Origin of the sequence: Schaalia meyeri (assembly GCF_900105015.1) — a bacterium.
Classification (GTDB): Bacteria; Actinomycetota; Actinomycetes; order Actinomycetales; family Actinomycetaceae; genus Pauljensenia; species Pauljensenia meyeri.
In genome coordinates this window covers 298981-317531 of the sequence record NZ_FNLK01000005.1, presented here as the reverse complement: position 1 = coordinate 317531, position 18551 = coordinate 298981, and the positions used below count along the sequence as shown (strand labels likewise).

Here is an 18551-nt window from a genome sequence, read left to right as displayed (position 1 = left end):
GCGCCGAATGGTGGTGCTGGGCTGTGGGTCTGGTTTCTGGTGTTTGGTGTGGTCTTGCCTTTTGGGGATGCGTGCTTGTGGTGCGTGTTTTTGATTGTGTGGGTGTTGTTTGTGAACTCGATAGTGTGTTTGTTTGTTTTTATGCCTGTTTTTTGTTTTTGAGTGTTTTTGGTTGGGATTGCCTGCCCTTTTTGTGTGGTGGGTTTTTCTGGGCTTTGACGTTTTGTTTTTGTTCGGAGAGTTTGATCCTGGCTCAGGACGAACGCTGGCGGCGTGCTTAACACATGCAAGTCGAACGCTGAAGCCTAGCTTGCTGGGTGGATGAGTGGCGAACGGGTGAGTAACACGTGAGTAACCTGCCCTCTTCTTTGGGATAACGCCCGGAAATGGGTGCTAATACTGGATATTCACTGGTCTTCGCATGGGGGTTGGTGGAAAGGGTTTTTCTGGTGGGGGATGGGCTCGCGGCCTATCAGCTTGTTGGTGGGGTGATGGCCTACCAAGGCTTTGACGGGTAGCCGGCCTGAGAGGGTGACCGGTCACATTGGGACTGAGATACGGCCCAGACTCCTACGGGAGGCAGCAGTGGGGAATATTGCACAATGGGCGCAAGCCTGATGCAGCGACGCCGCGTGAGGGATGGAGGCCTTCGGGTTGTGAACCTCTTTCGCTCATGGTCAAGCCGCAACTGTGGGTTGTGGTGAGGGTAGTGGGTAAAGAAGCGCCGGCTAACTACGTGCCAGCAGCCGCGGTAATACGTAGGGCGCGAGCGTTGTCCGGAATTATTGGGCGTAAAGGGCTTGTAGGCGGTTGGTCGCGTCTGTCGTGAAATCCTCTGGCTTAACTGGGGGCGTGCGGTGGGTACGGGCTGGCTTGAGTGCGGTAGGGGAGACTGGAACTCCTGGTGTAGCGGTGGAATGCGCAGATATCAGGAAGAACACCGGTGGCGAAGGCGGGTCTCTGGGCCGTTACTGACGCTGAGGAGCGAAAGCGTGGGGAGCGAACAGGATTAGATACCCTGGTAGTCCACGCTGTAAACGTTGGGCACTAGGTGTGGGGGCCACCCGTGGTTTCTGCGCCGTAGCTAACGCTTTAAGTGCCCCGCCTGGGGAGTACGGCCGCAAGGCTAAAACTCAAAGGAATTGACGGGGGCCCGCACAAGCGGCGGAGCATGCGGATTAATTCGATGCAACGCGAAGAACCTTACCAAGGCTTGACATGCGCCCTGGGCGTGCGGAGACGTGCGTGCATTTGGTTGGGGGTGTGCAGGTGGTGCATGGTTGTCGTCAGCTCGTGTCGTGAGATGTTGGGTTAAGTCCCGCAACGAGCGCAACCCTTGCCCTATGTTGCCAGCACGTTGTGGTGGGGACTCGTGGGGGACTGCCGGGGTTAACTCGGAGGAAGGTGGGGATGACGTCAAATCATCATGCCCCTTATGTCTTGGGCTTCACGCATGCTACAATGGTTGGTACAGAGGGTTGCGATATCGTGAGGTGGAGCGAATCCCTTAAAGCCAGTCTCAGTTCGGATTGGGGTCTGCAACTCGACCCCATGAAGGTGGAGTCGCTAGTAATCGCAGATCAGCAACGCTGCGGTGAATACGTTCTCGGGCCTTGTACACACCGCCCGTCACGTCACGAAAGTTGGTAACACCCGAAGCCCATGGCCTAACCGGTTTTTGCTGGGGGGAGTGGTCGAAGGTGGGATTGGCGATTGGGACGAAGTCGTAACAAGGTAGCCGTACCGGAAGGTGCGGCTGGATCACCTCCTTTCTAGGGAGCCCTGATTTTTGTGGGAGGCAATTTTTTTCTTGTATTGCTGTCTGCTGCTGCTGTTGTGGTGGTGGGTGGTGGTGGAGGGGTTGTTTTCTTGTGTTCGCATGTGTTTGCTGCCCGTTGTGGGTGGTGGGTGTGGGCGCGTTTTTGGGGTTGGGTATAGTTGATGAGCAGACACGCTGTCGGGTTCACGTTCAACACCGTGTTGGCGTCCGCCGTTAGTGTGCGTGTGTGGGGGCATTGTTTGTGTGTTCTGCGTGCGTGCGTGTGTGGTGGGTTGGCCTGCGCGCCCGTGCTGGCTGGTTGTGTTGGTTGGTGTGGGTGTGTGTGGTGGGTTGTTTGTGATTTGTATAGTGGTTGCGAGCATGTTTTTGTTTGTACTGTTTTTTGTGTTTTGTTTAGTTTTGTTGGGCATTCGGTGGATGCCTTGGTATCAAGAGCTGATGAAGGACGTTGCGGCCTGCGATATGCCTCGGGGAGTTGGCGAGCGAGCGTTATTATCCGAGGGTGTCCGAATGGGGGAACCTAACCTGGGTTGTGCTGGGTTACCATCATCTGAACGTGTATAGGGTGGTGGGGGGAACGCGGGGAAGTGAAACATCTTAGTACCCGTAGGAGAAGATATTCCGTGAGTAGTGGCGAGCGAAAGCGGAGGAGGCTAAACCAGATGCGTGTGATAGGCGGCGGCTGTTGCGTGTTTGGTGTTGTGGGGCCATGTTGGATCCTTCTGCCGGGGGGTCGCGTTGCATTGTGTTGGGAGTTGAACAGTCTGGGATGGCTGACCGGAGAGCGTGATAGTCGTGTAGATGGACTGGTGTGGTGTGGCGTGGATGTGGTGCCCGAGTAGTGCGGGACTCGTGGAATCTCGTGTGAATCTGCCAAGACCACTTGGTAAGCCTAAATACTACTTGATGACCGATAGTGCATAGTACCGTGAGGGAATGGTGAAAAGTACCCCGGGAGGGGAGTGAAATAGTACCTGAAACCGTGTGCCTGTAAGCCGTCAGAGCCTTGTGGGGTGATGGCGTGCCTTTTGAAGAATGAGCCTGCGAGTTAGTGATGCGTGGCGTGCTTAACCCGTGTGGGGTATGCGTAGCGAAAGCGAGTCTGAAATATTGGCGTTTGTCGCGTGTTCTAGACCCGAAGCGGGGTGATCTACCCATGGTCAGGTTGAAGCAGAGGTAAGACTGTGTGGAGGACCGAACCCACCAGGGTTGAAAACCTGGGGGATGAACTGTGGGTAGGGGTGAAAGGCCAATCAAACTCCGTGATAGCTGGTTCTCCCCGAAATGCATTTAGGTGCAGCGTCGTGTGGTTCCTGGTGGAGGTAGAGCTACTGGATGGCTGATGGGCCCTGTGGGTTACTGACGTCAGCTAAACTCCGAATGCCATTAGGTGTAGCGCGGCAGTGAGACTGCGGGGGATAAGCTTCGTAGTCGAGAGGGAAACAGCCCAGATCATCAGCTAAGGCCCCTAAGTGTACGCTCAGTGGGAAAGGATGTGGAGTCGCGGTGACAACCAGGAGGTTGGCTTAGAAGCAGCCATCCTTGAAAGAGTGCGTAATAGCTCACTGGTCAAGTGGTTTCGCGCCGACAATGTAGCGGGGCTTAAGCGTATCGCCGAAGCTGTGGCAGCAACACGTGATGCTGGCGCCGCCTTGGATGTGGTGTTGGTGTGTTGTTGGGTAGGGGAGCGTCCTGCATGAGGTGAAGCCTGGAGGTGACTTCTGGTGGATTGTGTGGGAGTGAGAATGCAGGCATGAGTAACGAATTCTGCGGTGGGAATCCGCAGCGCCGATTGACTAAGGGTTCCAGGGCTAGGTTTATCCGCCCTGGGTTAGTCGGGTCCTAAGGCGAGGCCGACAGGCGTAGTCGATGGATAACCAGTTGATATTCTGGTACCGCGTTGTGACCGCCCGTGTTGAAGTCATTGTGCTAACCGGTCCTGCTTCCTTGTGTGTTTGCTGCGCTTTTGTGGTGTGGTGAGCGCGCGGGTGTGGGTCGGGGTCCCGGTGATGGTAGGCAAGCGTGTTAACAGGGGTGACGCAGGAAGGTAGCTGCAGTGCGCCGATGGTTGTGCGTATTTAAGGTTGTGGCCCGTTCTCTTAGGTAAATCCGAGGGGGCTTGTGGGTGAGAACTGATGAGGGACACACGCGTGTGTGGACTTGTGGTGATCCTATGCTGCCAAGAAAAGCCTCGACGTGAGGGCATAACGCGCCCGTACCCGAAACCGACTCAGGTGGTCAGGTAGAGTATACCGAGGCGTTCGAGTGAATCATGGTTAAGGAACTCGGCAAAATTCCTCCGTAACTTCGGGATAAGGAGGACCCCGTGGTTTCTCCCTGCCGTGCGTGGGGTGGGGGCTGTGGGGTCGCAGAGAATAGGGAGAAGCGACTGTTTATCAAAAACACAGGTGCGTGCGAAGCCGTAAGGCGATGTATACGCACTGACGCCTGCCCGGTGCTGGAAGGTTAAGAGGAACTGTTAACACCCCCCGCGGGGTGTGAAGCGGTGAATTTAAGCCCCAGTAAACGGCGGTGGTAACTATAACCATCCTAAGGTAGCGAAATTCCTTGTCGGGTAAGTTCCGACCTGCACGAATGGCGTAACGACTTCTCCGCTGTCTCGACCGTGAACTCGGTGAAATTGCAGTACGAGTAAAGATGCTCGTTTCGCGCAGAAGGACGGAAAGACCCCGGGACCTTTACTATAGCTTGGTATTGGTGTTCGCTTGGGCTTGTGTAGGATAGGTGGGAGACTGTGAAACCATGGCGCCAGCCGTGGTGGAGTCGTCGTTGAAATACCATTCTGGTTCAAGCGGTCACCTTAACCTTGGCCCGTGATCCGGGTTGGGGACAGTGCCTGGTGGGTAGTTTAACTGGGGCGGTTGCCTCCTAAAAAGTAACGGAGGCGCTCAAAGGTTCCCTCAGCCTGGTTGGTCATCAGGTGGCGAGTGCAAGTGTACAAGGGAGCTTGACTGTGAGACCGACGGGTCGAGCAGGTGCGAAAGCAGGAACTAGTGATCCGGCCATGGCACGTGGGTGCGTGGTCGCTCAACGGATAAAAGGTACCCCGGGGATAACAGGCTGATCTTGCCCAAGAGTCCATATCGACGGCATGGTTTGGCACCTCGATGTCGGCTCGTCGCATCCTGGGGCTGGAGTTGGTCCCAAGGGTTGGGCTGTTCGCCCATTAAAGCGGTACGCGAGCTGGGTTCAGAACGTCGTGAGACAGTTCGGTCCCTATCCTCTGCGCGCGCAGGAAACTTGATGGAGGGCCGTCCCTAGTACGAGAGGACCGGGATGGACGAACCTCTGGTGTGCCAGTTGTACCGCCAGGTGCATGGCTGGTTAGCTACGTTCGGAAGGGATAACCGCTGAAAGCATCTAAGCGGGAAGCCTGCTCTAAGATGAGGTTTCCACGCCCCCCCTGGGGGGTGAGAGGCCCCCGCCAGACTAGCGGGTTGATAGGCCAGAGGTGGAAGCACCGCGAGGTGCTCGCGAGCCGACTGGTACTAATTACGGCCGACACTAAACAAAACCCCACACACCCACCCCCACCTGGAACACCAGAAAAAAAAGGGGGGGGCGGGAGCGCGTGTGGGACACACATACGCGAACTGTTCGCAACCACTATGCAAACCACGATCAACCCACCCCCCCCACGCACACCCACGCACGCGCGCGAGCGTTGGTGGCGTGCGGGATCGGTAAGGTTGGACACAAAGTTTGTGGTGGTCATAGCACCGGGGAAACGCCCAGCAACATTCCGAACCTGGAAGCTAAGCCCGGTAACGCCAATGGTACTGCGATCGACAGGTCGTGGGAGAGTAGGACACCGCCACAACACAACCACACAAAAACAACACGCCCCCCACCCCCCCTCCCAGCCAGGAGACCAGGGTGGGGGGCACCCGCATACCCACACACACCAACACGCGCACCCAGAGCGCACACAACACAACACAGCGAACCCAGAGCACACACAACACAACACCAGCGGGCGCACAACCACACCACGCGCACACCCAGAGCACGAGCGCGCGGGGTCGTGGATCCTCCACTACGATAGATTCACTGAAACACACAACAAACACCACCCCCACCCTCTCTCTTCTTTTCTGACTCCTCACACCAACCAACGAGGAACCCCCCAAAACAAAGAAAAGAAACACCAAAACAACACAAAAACCAAAAACAGGGGGACAGGGACACACAAGAACAAAGGAACAACACACCATGGCACAACAAACACAGGGACCCAACAACCCCAACCGTGGTGAACACCAACAACACAACCACAAAAACGGTGGGCGCCGCGGTTTTGGTAATCGTGATGACCGGCGCGGTGGGTTCCGTGAGGATCGCCGTGATGGTGATCGGCGCGGTTTTGGTGATCGTGACGACCGGCGCGGTGGTTATCAGCGTCGTGACGACCGACGTGGTGGTGGTCGTTTCGAACGCGACGGCCGAGGGGCTCATTTCGATCGTGATGACCGGCGCGGTGGGTTCCGTGAGGATCGCCGTGATGGTGATCGGCGCGGTTTTGGTGATCGTGATGACCGGCGCGGTGGTTATCAGCGTCGTGACGACCGACGTGGTGGTGGTCGTTTCGAACGCGACGGCCGAGGGGCTCATTTCGATCGTGATGACCGGCGCGGTGGGTTCCGTGAGGATCGCCGTGATGGTGATCGGCGCGGTTTTGGTGATCGTGATGACCGGCGCGGTGGTTATCAGCGTCGTGACGACCGACGTGGTGGTGGTCGTTTCGAACGCGACGGCCGTGGGCCTCGTCAGTCTGGCGGCTCCAAGGACGCGAAATACCAGAACTATTCTTCAACGGATGAGTACGTCTCTCCTAACGGCGAAGAACCGATGATTCCGGCAGGCGTGAGCGCTGATGAACTCGATGCCGAGGCCTTGCGCGCCCTGACGACCCTGTCTGGCCCCAACAGGGACATCGTTGCACGCCACCTTGTCATGGCCGGTCAGCTGATCGACCTGGATCCCGAGGCTGCCTACCAGCACGCCCAGGCCGCGGTTGCTCGCGCTGGCCGCGTTGACGTGGTCCGTGAGGCCGCTGCGCTGACGGCGTACGCCTCGGGCCGCTTCGAGGAAGCGCTTCGTGAGGTCCGGGCCGTCCGTCGCATGCGTGGCGACTCGTCGCTGCGTGCGGTTGAGGCGGATTCTGAACGCGGACTCGGTCATCCCGAGAAGGCAGTAGACGTCATCGAAGCGACCGATGCATCCGGCCTGGAGCTGTCCGAGCAAGTTGAACTTGTCCTCGTCTCTTCCGGCGCTCGTGCCGATCTGGGGCAGTCTGACGTGGGCCTGGTTATCGTCGATGACGCTCTGGCTGCCCTGCCGGCAGCCGCTGACGATGGGCTGCGCCGTCGACTCATGGAAGTCAAAGCGGACCGTCTCACCGAACTCGGCCGCGGCGAGGAAGCAGAAGAGGTACTCGAGGCGATGCCCGCGCCGGTCGAGGACACCGACATTATTGACGTCGCCCTCTACCAGGATGCGGATGTCGATCGCAAGCGCTCCCCGCTGCGTGGCTCGGATGCTGCGCTGGCCGAGGAATACGATTGCGCTCTGCTCGATCTGGACGGAACCGCATGGTCCGGCGACGAGCGCATCGAACATGCAGCTGCTTCCGTCGTTGAGGCACGTCAGATGGGGATGGCCTCCGCCTTTGTCACAAACAACGCGATGCGTACCCCCGCGCAGGTGGCGGACAAACTCAATGGCATGGACTTCGCGGCCAGCGCCGACATGATCATGACATCCGCGATGGATATCGCCGCGATCATGGCCGACGAACTCGAAGAAGGATCGAAGGTCTTCGTTATCGGCGGCGCCGGACTGCGCCTTGCCCTCGAAGAACGCGGCTTCGTGCTGGTCGATAGCGCCGACGATGAGCCTGCCGCCGTCGTGCAGGGCCTCGACAAGCAGGTCGACTGGGCGCTGCTGTCGGAGGGTGCGTTCGCAATCGAACGGGGTGCCGCCTTCTTTGCGTCGAACCTCGATGCAACGCTTCCCGTTGAGCGCGGACAGGCGCTCGGGAATGGTTCTCTGGTCCGGGCGATCACGCACGCAACCCGCAAGCGTCCGACCGCGGGTGGCAAGCCCGAACCCGGCATCTATCGCCGCGCGGGCGAACTCGTTGGTGCCACCAACCCGCTGGCCGTGGGTGACCGCCTGGAGACGGACATCATGGGTGCTGTCGCGGCGGGCGTTCCCGCGATGCACGTCCTCACGGGCGTTCACCAGGCGCGTGACGTCATCCGAGCGCCGCGAGGCCAGCGTCCCAGCTACCTGGCCATCGACATGCGTGGATTGCTTGAGGCACACCCCGCTCCGAAGCACCATCGCGATGGAACCTGGACGTGCGGCGTCTCGCAGGTCGCTAAGGCCACTCGTTCGGGTGCGCTGACTCTGGACGACGTGGAGCTTACCGAGCCGGTGACCGTCTCCATCGATTCCTACCGCGCGTTGGCTGCTGCCGCGTGGGAGTACGCAGATGGCGCCGGTACGCCGGTCCCTTGCCCCGACATAACGGTCGTAGGTAACGACGACCCGACGGGAATCGTCACTGCACCCGAGGCCGTCGTGGACGCTTCGTCGGAGGAGAGCGACTTCTTCGGTGTGGCCGCAAATGCTGACGATTTGCCCGAACCTGGCGCAGAAACGCCCGCCTTTTTGCCGGGCGAAGAAGAACTGGAGGAGCTGCTCGAGAGCACCGCAGATCTGGACGATCAGGACTGATGAGCCTGCGTGAACAGACGGAAGCGCGCTTGGTCGGCTTCGATGAGCTCGGCGCACAGACGCAGGTCGCGACGCTCCGGGCCATTGAGGCTGACCTGCGTCGGGCGCTGCCCGCTGGCGCCCATCCTGGCACAGAGATTTTGTCAGGAGCAGCCGAGCCTTCGGCCCGTGGGAGGGATGAGTCGTGAAGCTGCGACGAATCGACTCTGAAATGGTGCGTCGAGGCATCGCGAAGTCTCGTTCCGCGGCGGCACACATGATCGAAGAAGGACGGGTCAAGCTTGACGGACAGGTCGTGATGAAACCGGCACGCCAGATGGATCCGGCGCAGGCGATCGTCGTCGCTCAGTCGGATGATCCCGAGTACGTTTCCCGTGGGGCACATAAGCTCGCCGGCGCCTTGGACGCCCTCGGAGAGAAGGCGCCACGTATCGAGGGCCGCCGAGTACTTGATGCGGGTGCCTCCACCGGCGGTTTTACGGACGTTTTGCTGCGACGCGGCGCAGCGTCCGTCGTTGCCGTTGACGTCGGCTACGGGCAGCTCGCGTGGAAACTGCAGAGCGACCCCCGCGTCGAGGTGCATGATCGGACGAACGTACGAACGCTTAACCCCGCGTCCATCGCCCCTCCTCCCGAGCTGATCGTGGGGGATATGTCGTTCATCTCCCTGACGCTCGTGCTGCCGGCCCTGGTCGCGGCAGCCGCGCCGGACGCCGATTTTCTGCTCATGGTCAAACCGCAGTTTGAGATCGGTAAGGAGCGGCTGGGGCATGGGGGAGTCGTGCGCAACCCCGAGCATCACGTTGAGACCGTCGAGAAAGTCGCCCGCTGCGCGATAGGCCTCGGACTCGACATCGCCGCCGTTTTAGCTTCACCATTGCCGGGACCTAGCGGAAACATCGAATATTTCATTCATATGCGTCGCTCCCACCCGACGCCAATTGATCCGTTGGACCTGACCGGCTATATTCGTCGGGTGGTCGCCGCTGGGCCCGCTGGAGGTACGTTATGACTCGAATCCTGATGGTGCGCCACCGTCACCGTCCTAACGCGATCACCAGCGCCGCCACACTGTCGAAGGCGCTCGGACAGCGCGGGATCGAGATCGTCGACGACATCTCAGCGGGTGGCATCAACATGGTGCTTTCGATCGGTGGCGACGGCACGTTCTTGTCCGCCGCATCGAGCGCGCGAGCGCTGGGGGTGCCACTCCTCGGCGTCAATGCCGGGCACATGGGATTCCTGACGGAACTGGGCGAGAGGGGTACGGGCGACCTCGCGCGAAAGATCGCGGAGGGTGACTTTACGGTCGAGCAGCGCATGACGTTGGACGTGACCATGGAACGTCCCGACGGGTCCTCGGCTGACGACTGGGCTCTCAACGAGGCGGTGATCATGCACACGGACGTCGCACACCCCGTTCATTTTGCGCTGGTGGTCGACGGCCAGGAAGTGTCCACCTACGGCGCAGACGGCATGATTCTGTCGACGCCAACAGGGTCGACGGCATACTCATTCTCGGCTGGAGGGCCTGTTGTGTGGCCGGACACGGAAGCGATCGTGGTCGCGCCGCTCGCTGCCCACGGTTTGTTTACGCGCCCCCTCGTCGTCGGACCATCCGCCTGCGTGGAGATCGTCGTTCTGGACGACATGTGGACCTCTCCGGAGATGTGGTGTGACGGCTTACGCCGGATGACTGTTCCGGCGGGCGCGGTTGTTCGCGCACGTGTCGGATCCTCTCCGGTGCGTCTGGTCCGGGTGGACGACACGCCATTTTCTGCCCGCCTGGTGCGCAAGTTCAACCTGCCGGTGCGCGGATGGAGGGATGGCCCGCGGTGATTGAATCCCTCGACATTGCAAATCTTGGCGTGATTGCGTCCGCGCACGTCGAATTCGGGCGTGGATTAGTCGTCGTGACGGGAGAGACGGGCGCTGGCAAGACGATGGTTCTGTCCAGCCTACAGTTGCTGCTGGGCGCACGTGCCGACACGGCCTTGGTGCGCAACGGCGAGGATCGTCTCTCCGTTGACGGGATCTTCGCTGTACCCCCGCACGTTGAATCGCGTGTGGAGGAATCTGGCGGCGTTGTCGAGGGCGGTGAACTGATTGTCGGACGTTCTGTTCGCGCTGTCGGTCGCTCACGGGCACACATGGGGTCTCGTCCGGTTCCCGCCTCCGTCCTATCCGACATCGTCGGTTCGATGGTGACGATTCACGGTCAGTCTGATCAGATCCGCCTCACCGGGGAGGCAGCGCAACGAAACGCGCTCGATGAGTTCGGTGGCTCCGCGCACGGCGAGTTGCTGGACGAATACCGCAGGGCATTCCGCGCAGCGGTCGAAGCCAAGCAGCGGCTTGATTCGTTGCGAACGCACGCTCATGAGCGTGCGGAGGAGATGGAGGACCTGCGAACCGCGCTCGCCCAGATCGAGGAGCTTGACCCGCAACCGGGCGAAGACGAGGAGCTCGCCCGTGAGGCTGCTCGCCTAACTAACGTTGAGGACCTGCGCGCGCTGATGGGTGCGGCCGTCGGATATCTTGCTGGGGACGAACGGGAAGGTTACACGGGTGCGGTTGAGGCCGCCCGCAGCGCCCACGTGCAGCTAGATGAGGCTGCGCGATTTGACGAGGCCGCGGCCGAGCTGGTTGATCGTGCCCGCAGTCAAGTGCTTGAGATGGAAGCCCTCGTAGACGACGTCTCGTCCTACCTGTCGCGTCTCGATGCGGATCCGCAGCGCCTGGCGCAGATTCACGAACGCCGCGCGGCGATCAAGAATGCCCTGCGAGGCCGCGCGGCCGATGTTGAATCTCTGCTTCGGTGGGCGGATGAGGCGAGAGAGCGCCTGGCACGGCTGTCTTCGCCGCACTCGGATCCACAGGCTGTCGAACGCGAGCTCGCCGCTGCTCAGGAGCGTGTGCTTGCGTGCGGTCGACTCGTGACGCAATCTCGCAGCCGCCTGGCGGAGGAGCTTGCGTGCGGCGTCAACGAGGAACTGCATGCCCTGGCGATGCCGGATGCAACCCTCCGTATTGATATGGAAGCAACGAAGCCGACTTCGCACGGCTGCGAGACGGTGACATTTAGGCTTCAACCCCACCCGCATGCGCCCGCCCGGCCGCTCGGCCAGGGAGCCTCCGGCGGTGAACTGTCACGCGTAATGCTTGCGCTTGAGCTGATGCTCGGGCGTACCGAGGCTTCGTCCACGTTCATTTTTGACGAGGTCGACGCTGGAATCGGAGGGCAGACCGCCACCGAGGTAGGTGCCCGCCTCAAGCGCCTCGCCGCGTCCCGCCAGGTCATCGTCGTGACCCATCTCGCCCAGGTGGCTGCATTTGGTGACCAGCACCTGGTGATCGAAAAACGTGACGGGACGACGAGTGTGCGCGAAGTGCGCGGCGGGGACCGCGAGGCGGAATTGACCCGCATGATGGGTGGGGATCCGCACTCGAAGACGGCGCGCCGTCACGCTTCGCACGTCTTAGCCTCTGCCGTGTCACAATCACAGGGATGAGTGAGACACTTTCGAAGGAATCAACCGTGCGGTCGGGGCGGGTGCGCATCGATGATCGCCCCAAGCACTTGGCCACGCGCCTAGAGGACGGCGACATCGCCGTCATCAATGTCGCGGATCTGGATCGTGAGAGTGCCGAGGCCCTGGTGGCAGCTGCTCCCGCCGCAGTACTCAACGCGCAACCATCGTTAACGGGACGCGTTCGTGCGATGGGTCCGAGGCTCATCCTTGACGCCGGCATCGCTTTGGTGGATGACCTGGGGCAGGACATCATGACGCTGCGCGAGGGACAGCGCGTGACGGTGAGAGGAGGAAAGGTCCTCATCGACGGTACGCTCATCGCGACCGGAGCCGCCGTCACGTACCGGGACCTGGATGTCGAGATCGCTGATTCGGCCGCTCTTTTCGCGGGCTTCGAGGGATCGATCGAAGACTATCTGGCAAAGGATGGAGCCACCGTTCTACGCGGCGTGGATGTGCCCGAGCTGCCCAGCGTTGGCAAGAGGCCGATCCTGCTGGTAACGGGTTCCTCCGAGGCCGCTGGAGAGCTACGCGCACTGGCACGCTGGCGGTTCGAGGCGGCTCCTTTTGTCGTCGCCGTGGATGCGGGCGCCGACATCGCCCTGAAGGCTCATCTCCCTCTTGATGTCGTGGTCGGTGACGCGGACCTGATGAGCGAGAAGGCTATTCGATGCGCGCGCTCGTTTATCGTGCGCGTCGGCGGCGACGGCCTGGCGCCGGGAGCTGAGCGCCTGAACCGCATGGGTATCGTGTACGAACGGATTGCCATGGCCGGCACATCGCTCGATGCCGCAATCGTTGCGGCGGCGCATTCGAGCGCGACTGCGGTCGTTACCGCCGGGGTGTCCTACGGCGAGGCGGAGCTCGTTGACGCCGGTCGCTCTTTGGTGGCCCCGGCTTTCTTTTCGCGTATGGCGCTCGGATCGCGTCTGATTGGCGCGCAGGCGGTTGCGGCCACGTTCCGTCCGCGACCGCGCGGCTGGACACTGGTACTCCTGGCATTGGTCGCGATCGCCCTGATGGGTGTCGCCCTGTGGACCACCCCCTGGGGCAATGACCTGCTGCGCCCCATCACTTCTTTGTTCTCGTCGCTCACGCACGTTGCTGGAGGAACCCAATGATTAACTTCCGTTACCATGTCGTTTCAATCATCGGAATATTTGTCGCGCTGGCCGTTGGCGTTGTGCTCGGCGCTGGTCCTCTGCAGAGTCGGATTCACCAGGGCGTTGGTTCCACTGGAACGAGCGCGGCCGCCGATCCCACGCTGAGCGCGCAGGCTGACGCGGAGGCCGCGGGTCTGAAGGCACTGGCCTCGTCGAAACTGACAGGCTCCCTTGCCGGTTCGCAAGTTTCCCTCCTGGTTCTTCCCGGTGCATCTGACGATGACGTGGCCTCCATTCGCTCGACCCTGACAGATGCGGGAGCAAGCGTTGTCGGTCGTGTTACTCTGACCGACAACTGGGAGTCGACCTCGATGAACCAGTACCGCACCACGCTGTCAACGACCCTGGCGTCGCACCTTGCCTCAAGCGCAACGAAGACCGCCAGCGCGGACGGGATCGTCGGCTACTCCATCGCACAGGTTCTTTCCGCCTCGGGAGCTGAGACCGATCTGCTGCGGCAGATTCTCACGGATGAGTCCACCCCGATCATGAGGATTGATGAGGAGCCAGCTGGCAGCGCGACGAAGCTCGTTGCGATCGGACCGCGCGCGCAGACGACGCTTTCCTCCGCCTCTCCTGCTGCGGTGACGAAGAGTTCAGACGCGTGGGTTGGTCTGGCTCAGGCTATCGGCTCAACGTCGGGCGTGGTCGTCGGCGATGCTTCTTCTCGCGACGCGATGGTGACGCAGCTTCGCGGCTCCGGCACGTCGGTCACGACGGTCGACTCGGTCGGCACGACGCTGGCGGCTGTCGCCACAGCCCTTGCCCTGTCTCAAAACGGATCGGGAGCACGCGCGTTCGGCGTGGGTAACGGCGCACAGTCCGTCATCCCCAACGTCAAGTAGTTCACTCGGCGGAGCGGTCCGCCCCGGGCCCGGTGACCTCATCTGGATCAATGCGCGCCGCACCAACGTTGCAGCACCCAGCGAATACGGGCATCGTCGAAGGCCTGTGATCCGGCGGCTTCGGGTATTCCGGCCCTGGGTGGCTTCGTCGGCATCGTCAAGCCTACCCATGCGAGCGGGGCCTATACTATGCTGCGGCTCGGGTCGCTTTGTTTTCAACGAGGCCGTTTTGATTCGCGAGCCCCGCGCGGGCGGCACGTGAGCCGATACTTATCCCCCACCAACGGAAAGGAATGACAGTGAGTATGCGTTTCCTGTCCAGTGCCCAGGCCTTAGAAATCGCCGACGAGCGAACCGCCCGCTCGGTTGCCTCCAGCGAGACCGTGTGGAGCGGCCGCATCGTTGACGTGGTGGAGGACCGCGTCGCGGTCGTTGACGGTGAAGGGCCCGTCGTGCGTCAGTACACCCGTCACCCGGGTGCGGTCGCCGTTGTTGCGTTGCGTGGAGAGGCGGGGCGCGAGGAGATCCTCCTTTTGCGCCAGTACCGTCATCCCGTGAATGCGTTGCTCTGGGAGATTCCCGCCGGACTCCTTGACATTCCCGGCGAGGATCCCCTGGTAGCCGCCGAGCGTGAACTCGCCGAGGAAACCGACCTGAAGGCCAGGCAATGGGGCGTACTCGTCGACTTCTTCACCTCGCCTGGAGGAACGACGGAACCCCTGCGCGTCTTTCTCGCACGACGCCTGGAACCCGCCGGGACCAGCTTCGCGCGTACGGACGAGGAATCCATGATGGAATACGCGTGGGTCAGCCTCTCTGAGGCGCTCGAGATGGTGATGGCTGGACGACTGCACAGCCCTTCCGCAGTCATCGGTATCTTGGCCGCGAGCGCGGCGCGAGGTCGTTGCTGGGAAGGGCTGCGGCACGCGGACGCTCCCTGGTTTCGGTGATGACTATCCGCTAGGTCCTTAGTCCTGAAACTTGTGGGGCGAGTAACACCTTGACATGCTTTTCGCAACGCCTATCTATCGAAATTAGCGTAGACTCTTTTTCAGAGAGAAGCACACAAAGGCGCGCGAAATGCACGCCGGAGCGGAGGAGACGTGGCAGAAGAAGCGGACGCCACAACTCGGCAGCAAGTGCTCGATCTCATCGTCGAAAAGGGACCTGTGACGGCCTCGGCAATCGCTAAAGTGCTGGGCCTGACAACGGCAGCCGTTCGACGCCACATCACCCTTTTGTTGGAATCCAAGGAGATCGCTGAGCGCGAGCCCAGCGCCCCCTCAAAACGCGGACGAGGCCGACCCGCGCGCCACTATGTCGCCACGGAACGCGCACACGTCCACCTGGCGGAAGGCTACTCCGACCTCGCCTCGAAAGCGCTTGGCTACCTCGGGCAGCTCGGGGGAGAGGAAGCCGTCGAATCGTTCGCGGCCGCACGCTCACGCGAAATCGAACGACGCTACGCGCCCATCGTGCGCGACGCAGGATCGGATCCTCGCGTTCGTGCTCAGGCGCTCGCCGACGCGCTCACGCAGGACGGATACGCGGCCACGGTGCGCGACATCGGGGGAGGAACCCTCGCCGTCCAGCTGTGCCAGGGCCATTGCCCCATTCAGAACGTGGCGGGGGACTTCCCGCAGCTGTGCGACGCCGAGACCATTGCCTTTGGCAAGCTCCTCGACGTACACGTCCAGAGACTTTCCACGCTCGCGGGCGGAGGACACGTGTGCACCACCCACATCCCGGTGGGGATGCCACTCATCCGCCCGGGCGCGCGGAACGTGCGACGCAAGTAGCACACAGATAAAACGAGAGGTTGATACAACAATGACGCAGGCACCCGCCGCGGGCGCTGATGACCGTCGTATGACCGACGACGAGATCATCGGTTCGATCGGCAAATACGAATACGGCTGGCACGACTCCGACGAATATTCGAAGGATGTTCCCACCGGCATAAATGAAAAAATTGTCCGGTTCATCTCCGAGGTGAAGGAAGAGCCACAATGGATGCGGGAGCGGCGCCTGAAGGCGCTGGAACTTTTCGAGCGCAAACCCATGCCAACGTGGGGTCCCGACCTGTCCCACGTTGATTTTGACGCGTTCAAATACTACGTGCGCCCGACGGATCATCAGGTGAACGATTGGGAGGACCTGCCCGAAGAGATTCGTGACACCTACGACCGACTTGGTATCCCCGAGGCGGAAAAGGCTCGCCTGGTGTCCGGCGTCGCTGCTCAGTACGAGTCTGAGGTTGTCTACCAGCAGATTCAGGAGGATTTGGAGCGACAGGGTGTTATCTTCACCGACACGGATACCGGCCTGCGCGAACACCCCGAGATTTTCGAAGAATACTTCGGCAAGTGCGTCCCCGCTGGCGACAACAAGTTCTCGGCGCTGAACACGGCGGCGTGGTCAGGCGGCTCTTTCGTCTATGTTCCCAAGGGCGTTCACGTCACGATCCCGCTTCAGGCCTACTTCCGTATTAACACGCAGGCAATGGGCCAGTTTGAACGTACGCTCATCATCGCCGACGAGGGCTCCTACGTCCACTACGTCGAGGGATGCACGGCACCCATTTATGACGCGAATTCGCTGCACTCCGGCGTCATCGAGATCTTCGTGAAGAAGGACGCGCGAGTGCGCTACACGACGATTCAGAACTGGTCGACGAACGTGCTGAACCTCGTGACCCAACGCTCGGTCGTCGAAGAGGGCGGAACCATGGAGTGGGTGGACGGCAACATGGGTGCCGCGATCACCATGAAGTACCCCGCGTGCTTCTTGATGGGCGAAAATGCCCGCGGTGAGACCCTGTCCATCGGCTTCGCAGGCCCCGGGCAGCAGCAGGATACGGGCGCGAAGATGGTGCACATGGCGCCCCGTACCTCGTCTTCTATTGTTTCGAAGTCAGTGTCGCGCGGCGGCGGCCGCACCTCCTACCGCGGTCTGGTCCAGGTCAACGCTCGCGCGCGCCACTCCAAGTCGAACGTTCTGTGCGACGCGCTGCTGGTGGATAAGGTTTCGCGTACCGATACCTACCCCTACGTTGACGTGCGCACGGACGACGTCGAGATGGGACATGAGGCCACCGTTTCTAAGGTGAGCGCCGACCAGCTCTTTTACCTCATGAGCCGAGGCCTGTCCGAGAACGAGGCGATGGCGACGATCGTGCGCGGCTTTGTCGAGCCGATCGCGAAGGAACTGCCCATGGAGTACGCTCTCGAGCTCAACCGCCTCATTGAACTGCAGATGGAAGGATCCGTCGGCTGATGACAACCCCCAACACTATCGTCGAAACCATGAACAAGGCCCACTCGCACGGGGGCCCACAGACCGCGGCGCATTCCTCACGCGGTGATCGGCCAACCTCCTTCAACCTGGATGACATCGCCGTTCCGAGGGGCCGTGAGGAAGACTGGCGTTTCACCCCGATGCGTCGCATTGAGCGCCTGTTCGATCCCGCGAACTACGATACCGGCGATGCCCCCGTTATCGTCGACGCGCCCAATGCGGTCAGCGTCGAAACCGTCGCGCGCGACGACAAGCGCCTCGGAACAGTCTTGGCCCCCGGAGACCGCACCGCGGTCGTCGCGTGGAGCGGCTTCGAGCGGGCCACCGTTATCGAAATCCCGGCCGAGACCGTCGTTGATGCTCCGATCCACATCAACGTGACCGACCTTGACGGGACGCGCAACCAGCACATCGTGGTTCGCGCGGCGGCTTTCTCAAAAGCCACCGTCATCTTGTCGCATACTGGCTCTGCGGGTGCAGCCCTGAACCAGACCGTCGAGGTAGAGACCAGTGAGAGCGCCGATCTGACCGTCATATCGCTGCAGGAGTGGGACGATGACATCCTGCACGCATCGAACCAGCGCCTGGCCGTGGGGGGCAACTCGAAGCTGACCCACATCGTCGTCAGCTTTGGCGGCGACCTCGTACGCGTTAGCGCCGACACAGACTTTCGCGCCCCCGGAGGCGAACTCAACATGCTGGGCATCTACTTTGTCGACGCAGGCCAACACCTCGAGCACCGCGTGTTCGTTGACCACTCCCAACCGAATTGCTACTCTCGCGTCACCTACAAGGGCGCCCTACAGGGGAAGGACGCGCACTCCGTCTGGATCGGTGACTGCCTCATCCGTGAGGCAGCCGATGGTACGGATACGTATGAATTGAACCGCAACCTGGTGCTGACCGAGGGCGCGAAGGCCGACTCGGTGCCCAACCTAGAGATCGAGAACGGCGAGATCAAGGGCGCGGGCCACGCGTCCGCGACCGGCCGTTTCGACGACGAGCAGCTCTTCTACCTGATGAGCCGCGGCGTCCCGGAACAAGAGGCACGCCGACTCGTCGTGCGCGGCTTCTTCGCCGAGCTGATTAACCAGATCGGCGTCCCCGAGGTGGTCGACCGCCTCATGGCAACCGTTGAGGCCGAGATGGCCAAGTCCCGCAACAACTGAGC

General features: G+C 61.2%; 12 protein-coding genes and 3 rRNA genes. All 15 read left to right on the top strand.

Features of this window, described 5'->3' with window-relative positions; genetic code table 11:
• Window positions 1-230: 230 nt before the first annotated feature.
• The 15 genes from BLT68_RS02195 to sufD all read left to right on the top strand — a co-directional run bounded on the left by BLT68_RS02195 (window position 231) and on the right by sufD (window position 18549).
• Window positions 231-1772 (top strand): 16S ribosomal RNA (locus BLT68_RS02195).
• A 398-nt stretch (window positions 1773-2170) separates the two neighbouring features.
• A 23S ribosomal RNA gene (locus BLT68_RS02190) occupies window positions 2171-5314 on the top strand.
• A 190-nt stretch (window positions 5315-5504) separates the two neighbouring features.
• Window positions 5505-5621, top strand: a 5S ribosomal RNA gene (gene rrf / locus BLT68_RS02185).
• The 16S, 23S and 5S rRNA genes sit together here, the layout of an rRNA operon.
• A gap of 429 nt (window positions 5622-6050) precedes the next feature.
• Window positions 6051-6653 carry a hypothetical protein gene (locus BLT68_RS02180; RefSeq protein ID WP_074632624.1) on the top strand — a complete coding sequence of 201 codons (603 nt, stop codon included), beginning with the start codon at window positions 6051-6053 and terminating at the stop codon, window positions 6651-6653.
• Between the two features lie 11 nt (window positions 6654-6664).
• Window positions 6665-8542 (top strand): HAD-IIA family hydrolase, encoded by a 1878-nt coding sequence (locus BLT68_RS02175; RefSeq protein ID WP_232618777.1) that lies wholly within the window; start codon window positions 6665-6667, stop codon window positions 8540-8542.
• Window positions 8542-8730: a dUTP diphosphatase gene (locus tag BLT68_RS02170; RefSeq protein WP_074632622.1), complete on the top strand. Its 189-nt coding sequence runs from the start codon at window positions 8542-8544 to the stop codon at window positions 8728-8730. Before BLT68_RS02175 ends, BLT68_RS02170 begins: the two co-directional genes overlap by 1 nt.
• Window positions 8727-9554, top strand: coding sequence for a TlyA family RNA methyltransferase (locus BLT68_RS02165; RefSeq protein WP_074632621.1), 828 nt, complete (start codon window positions 8727-8729; stop codon window positions 9552-9554). Before BLT68_RS02170 ends, BLT68_RS02165 begins: the two co-directional genes overlap by 4 nt.
• Entirely contained in the window at window positions 9551-10381 is an 831-nt protein-coding gene (locus BLT68_RS02160; RefSeq protein ID WP_050694811.1) for an NAD kinase, read from the top strand. Before BLT68_RS02165 ends, BLT68_RS02160 begins: the two co-directional genes overlap by 4 nt.
• Complete coding sequence (gene recN / locus BLT68_RS02155; protein ID WP_074632619.1) at window positions 10378-12054, top strand: DNA repair protein RecN; 1677 nt, start codon at window positions 10378-10380, stop codon at window positions 12052-12054. The genes BLT68_RS02160 and recN overlap by 4 nt, the downstream gene beginning before the upstream one ends.
• Entirely contained in the window at window positions 12051-13196 is a 1146-nt protein-coding gene (gene steA / locus BLT68_RS02150) for a putative cytokinetic ring protein SteA (RefSeq protein ID WP_070779056.1), read from the top strand. The genes recN and steA overlap by 4 nt, the downstream gene beginning before the upstream one ends.
• Window positions 13193-14083 carry a copper transporter gene (locus BLT68_RS02145; protein WP_050694808.1) on the top strand — a complete coding sequence of 297 codons (891 nt, stop codon included), beginning with the start codon at window positions 13193-13195 and terminating at the stop codon, window positions 14081-14083. The genes steA and BLT68_RS02145 overlap by 4 nt, the downstream gene beginning before the upstream one ends.
• A gap of 305 nt (window positions 14084-14388) precedes the next feature.
• Entirely contained in the window at window positions 14389-15033 is a 645-nt protein-coding gene (locus tag BLT68_RS02140) for an NUDIX domain-containing protein (protein ID WP_074632617.1), read from the top strand.
• Window positions 15034-15186: 153 nt separating this feature from the next.
• Entirely contained in the window at window positions 15187-15882 is a 696-nt protein-coding gene (locus BLT68_RS02135; protein ID WP_050694806.1) for a helix-turn-helix transcriptional regulator, read from the top strand.
• Window positions 15883-15913: 31 nt separating this feature from the next.
• Window positions 15914-17359 carry a Fe-S cluster assembly protein SufB gene (gene sufB, locus BLT68_RS02130; protein ID WP_070779054.1) on the top strand — a complete coding sequence of 482 codons (1446 nt, stop codon included), beginning with the start codon at window positions 15914-15916 and terminating at the stop codon, window positions 17357-17359.
• Complete coding sequence (gene sufD / locus BLT68_RS02125; protein ID WP_050694804.1) at window positions 17359-18549, top strand: Fe-S cluster assembly protein SufD; 1191 nt, start codon at window positions 17359-17361, stop codon at window positions 18547-18549. Before sufB ends, sufD begins: the two co-directional genes overlap by 1 nt.
• Window positions 18550-18551 lie beyond the last annotated feature (2 nt).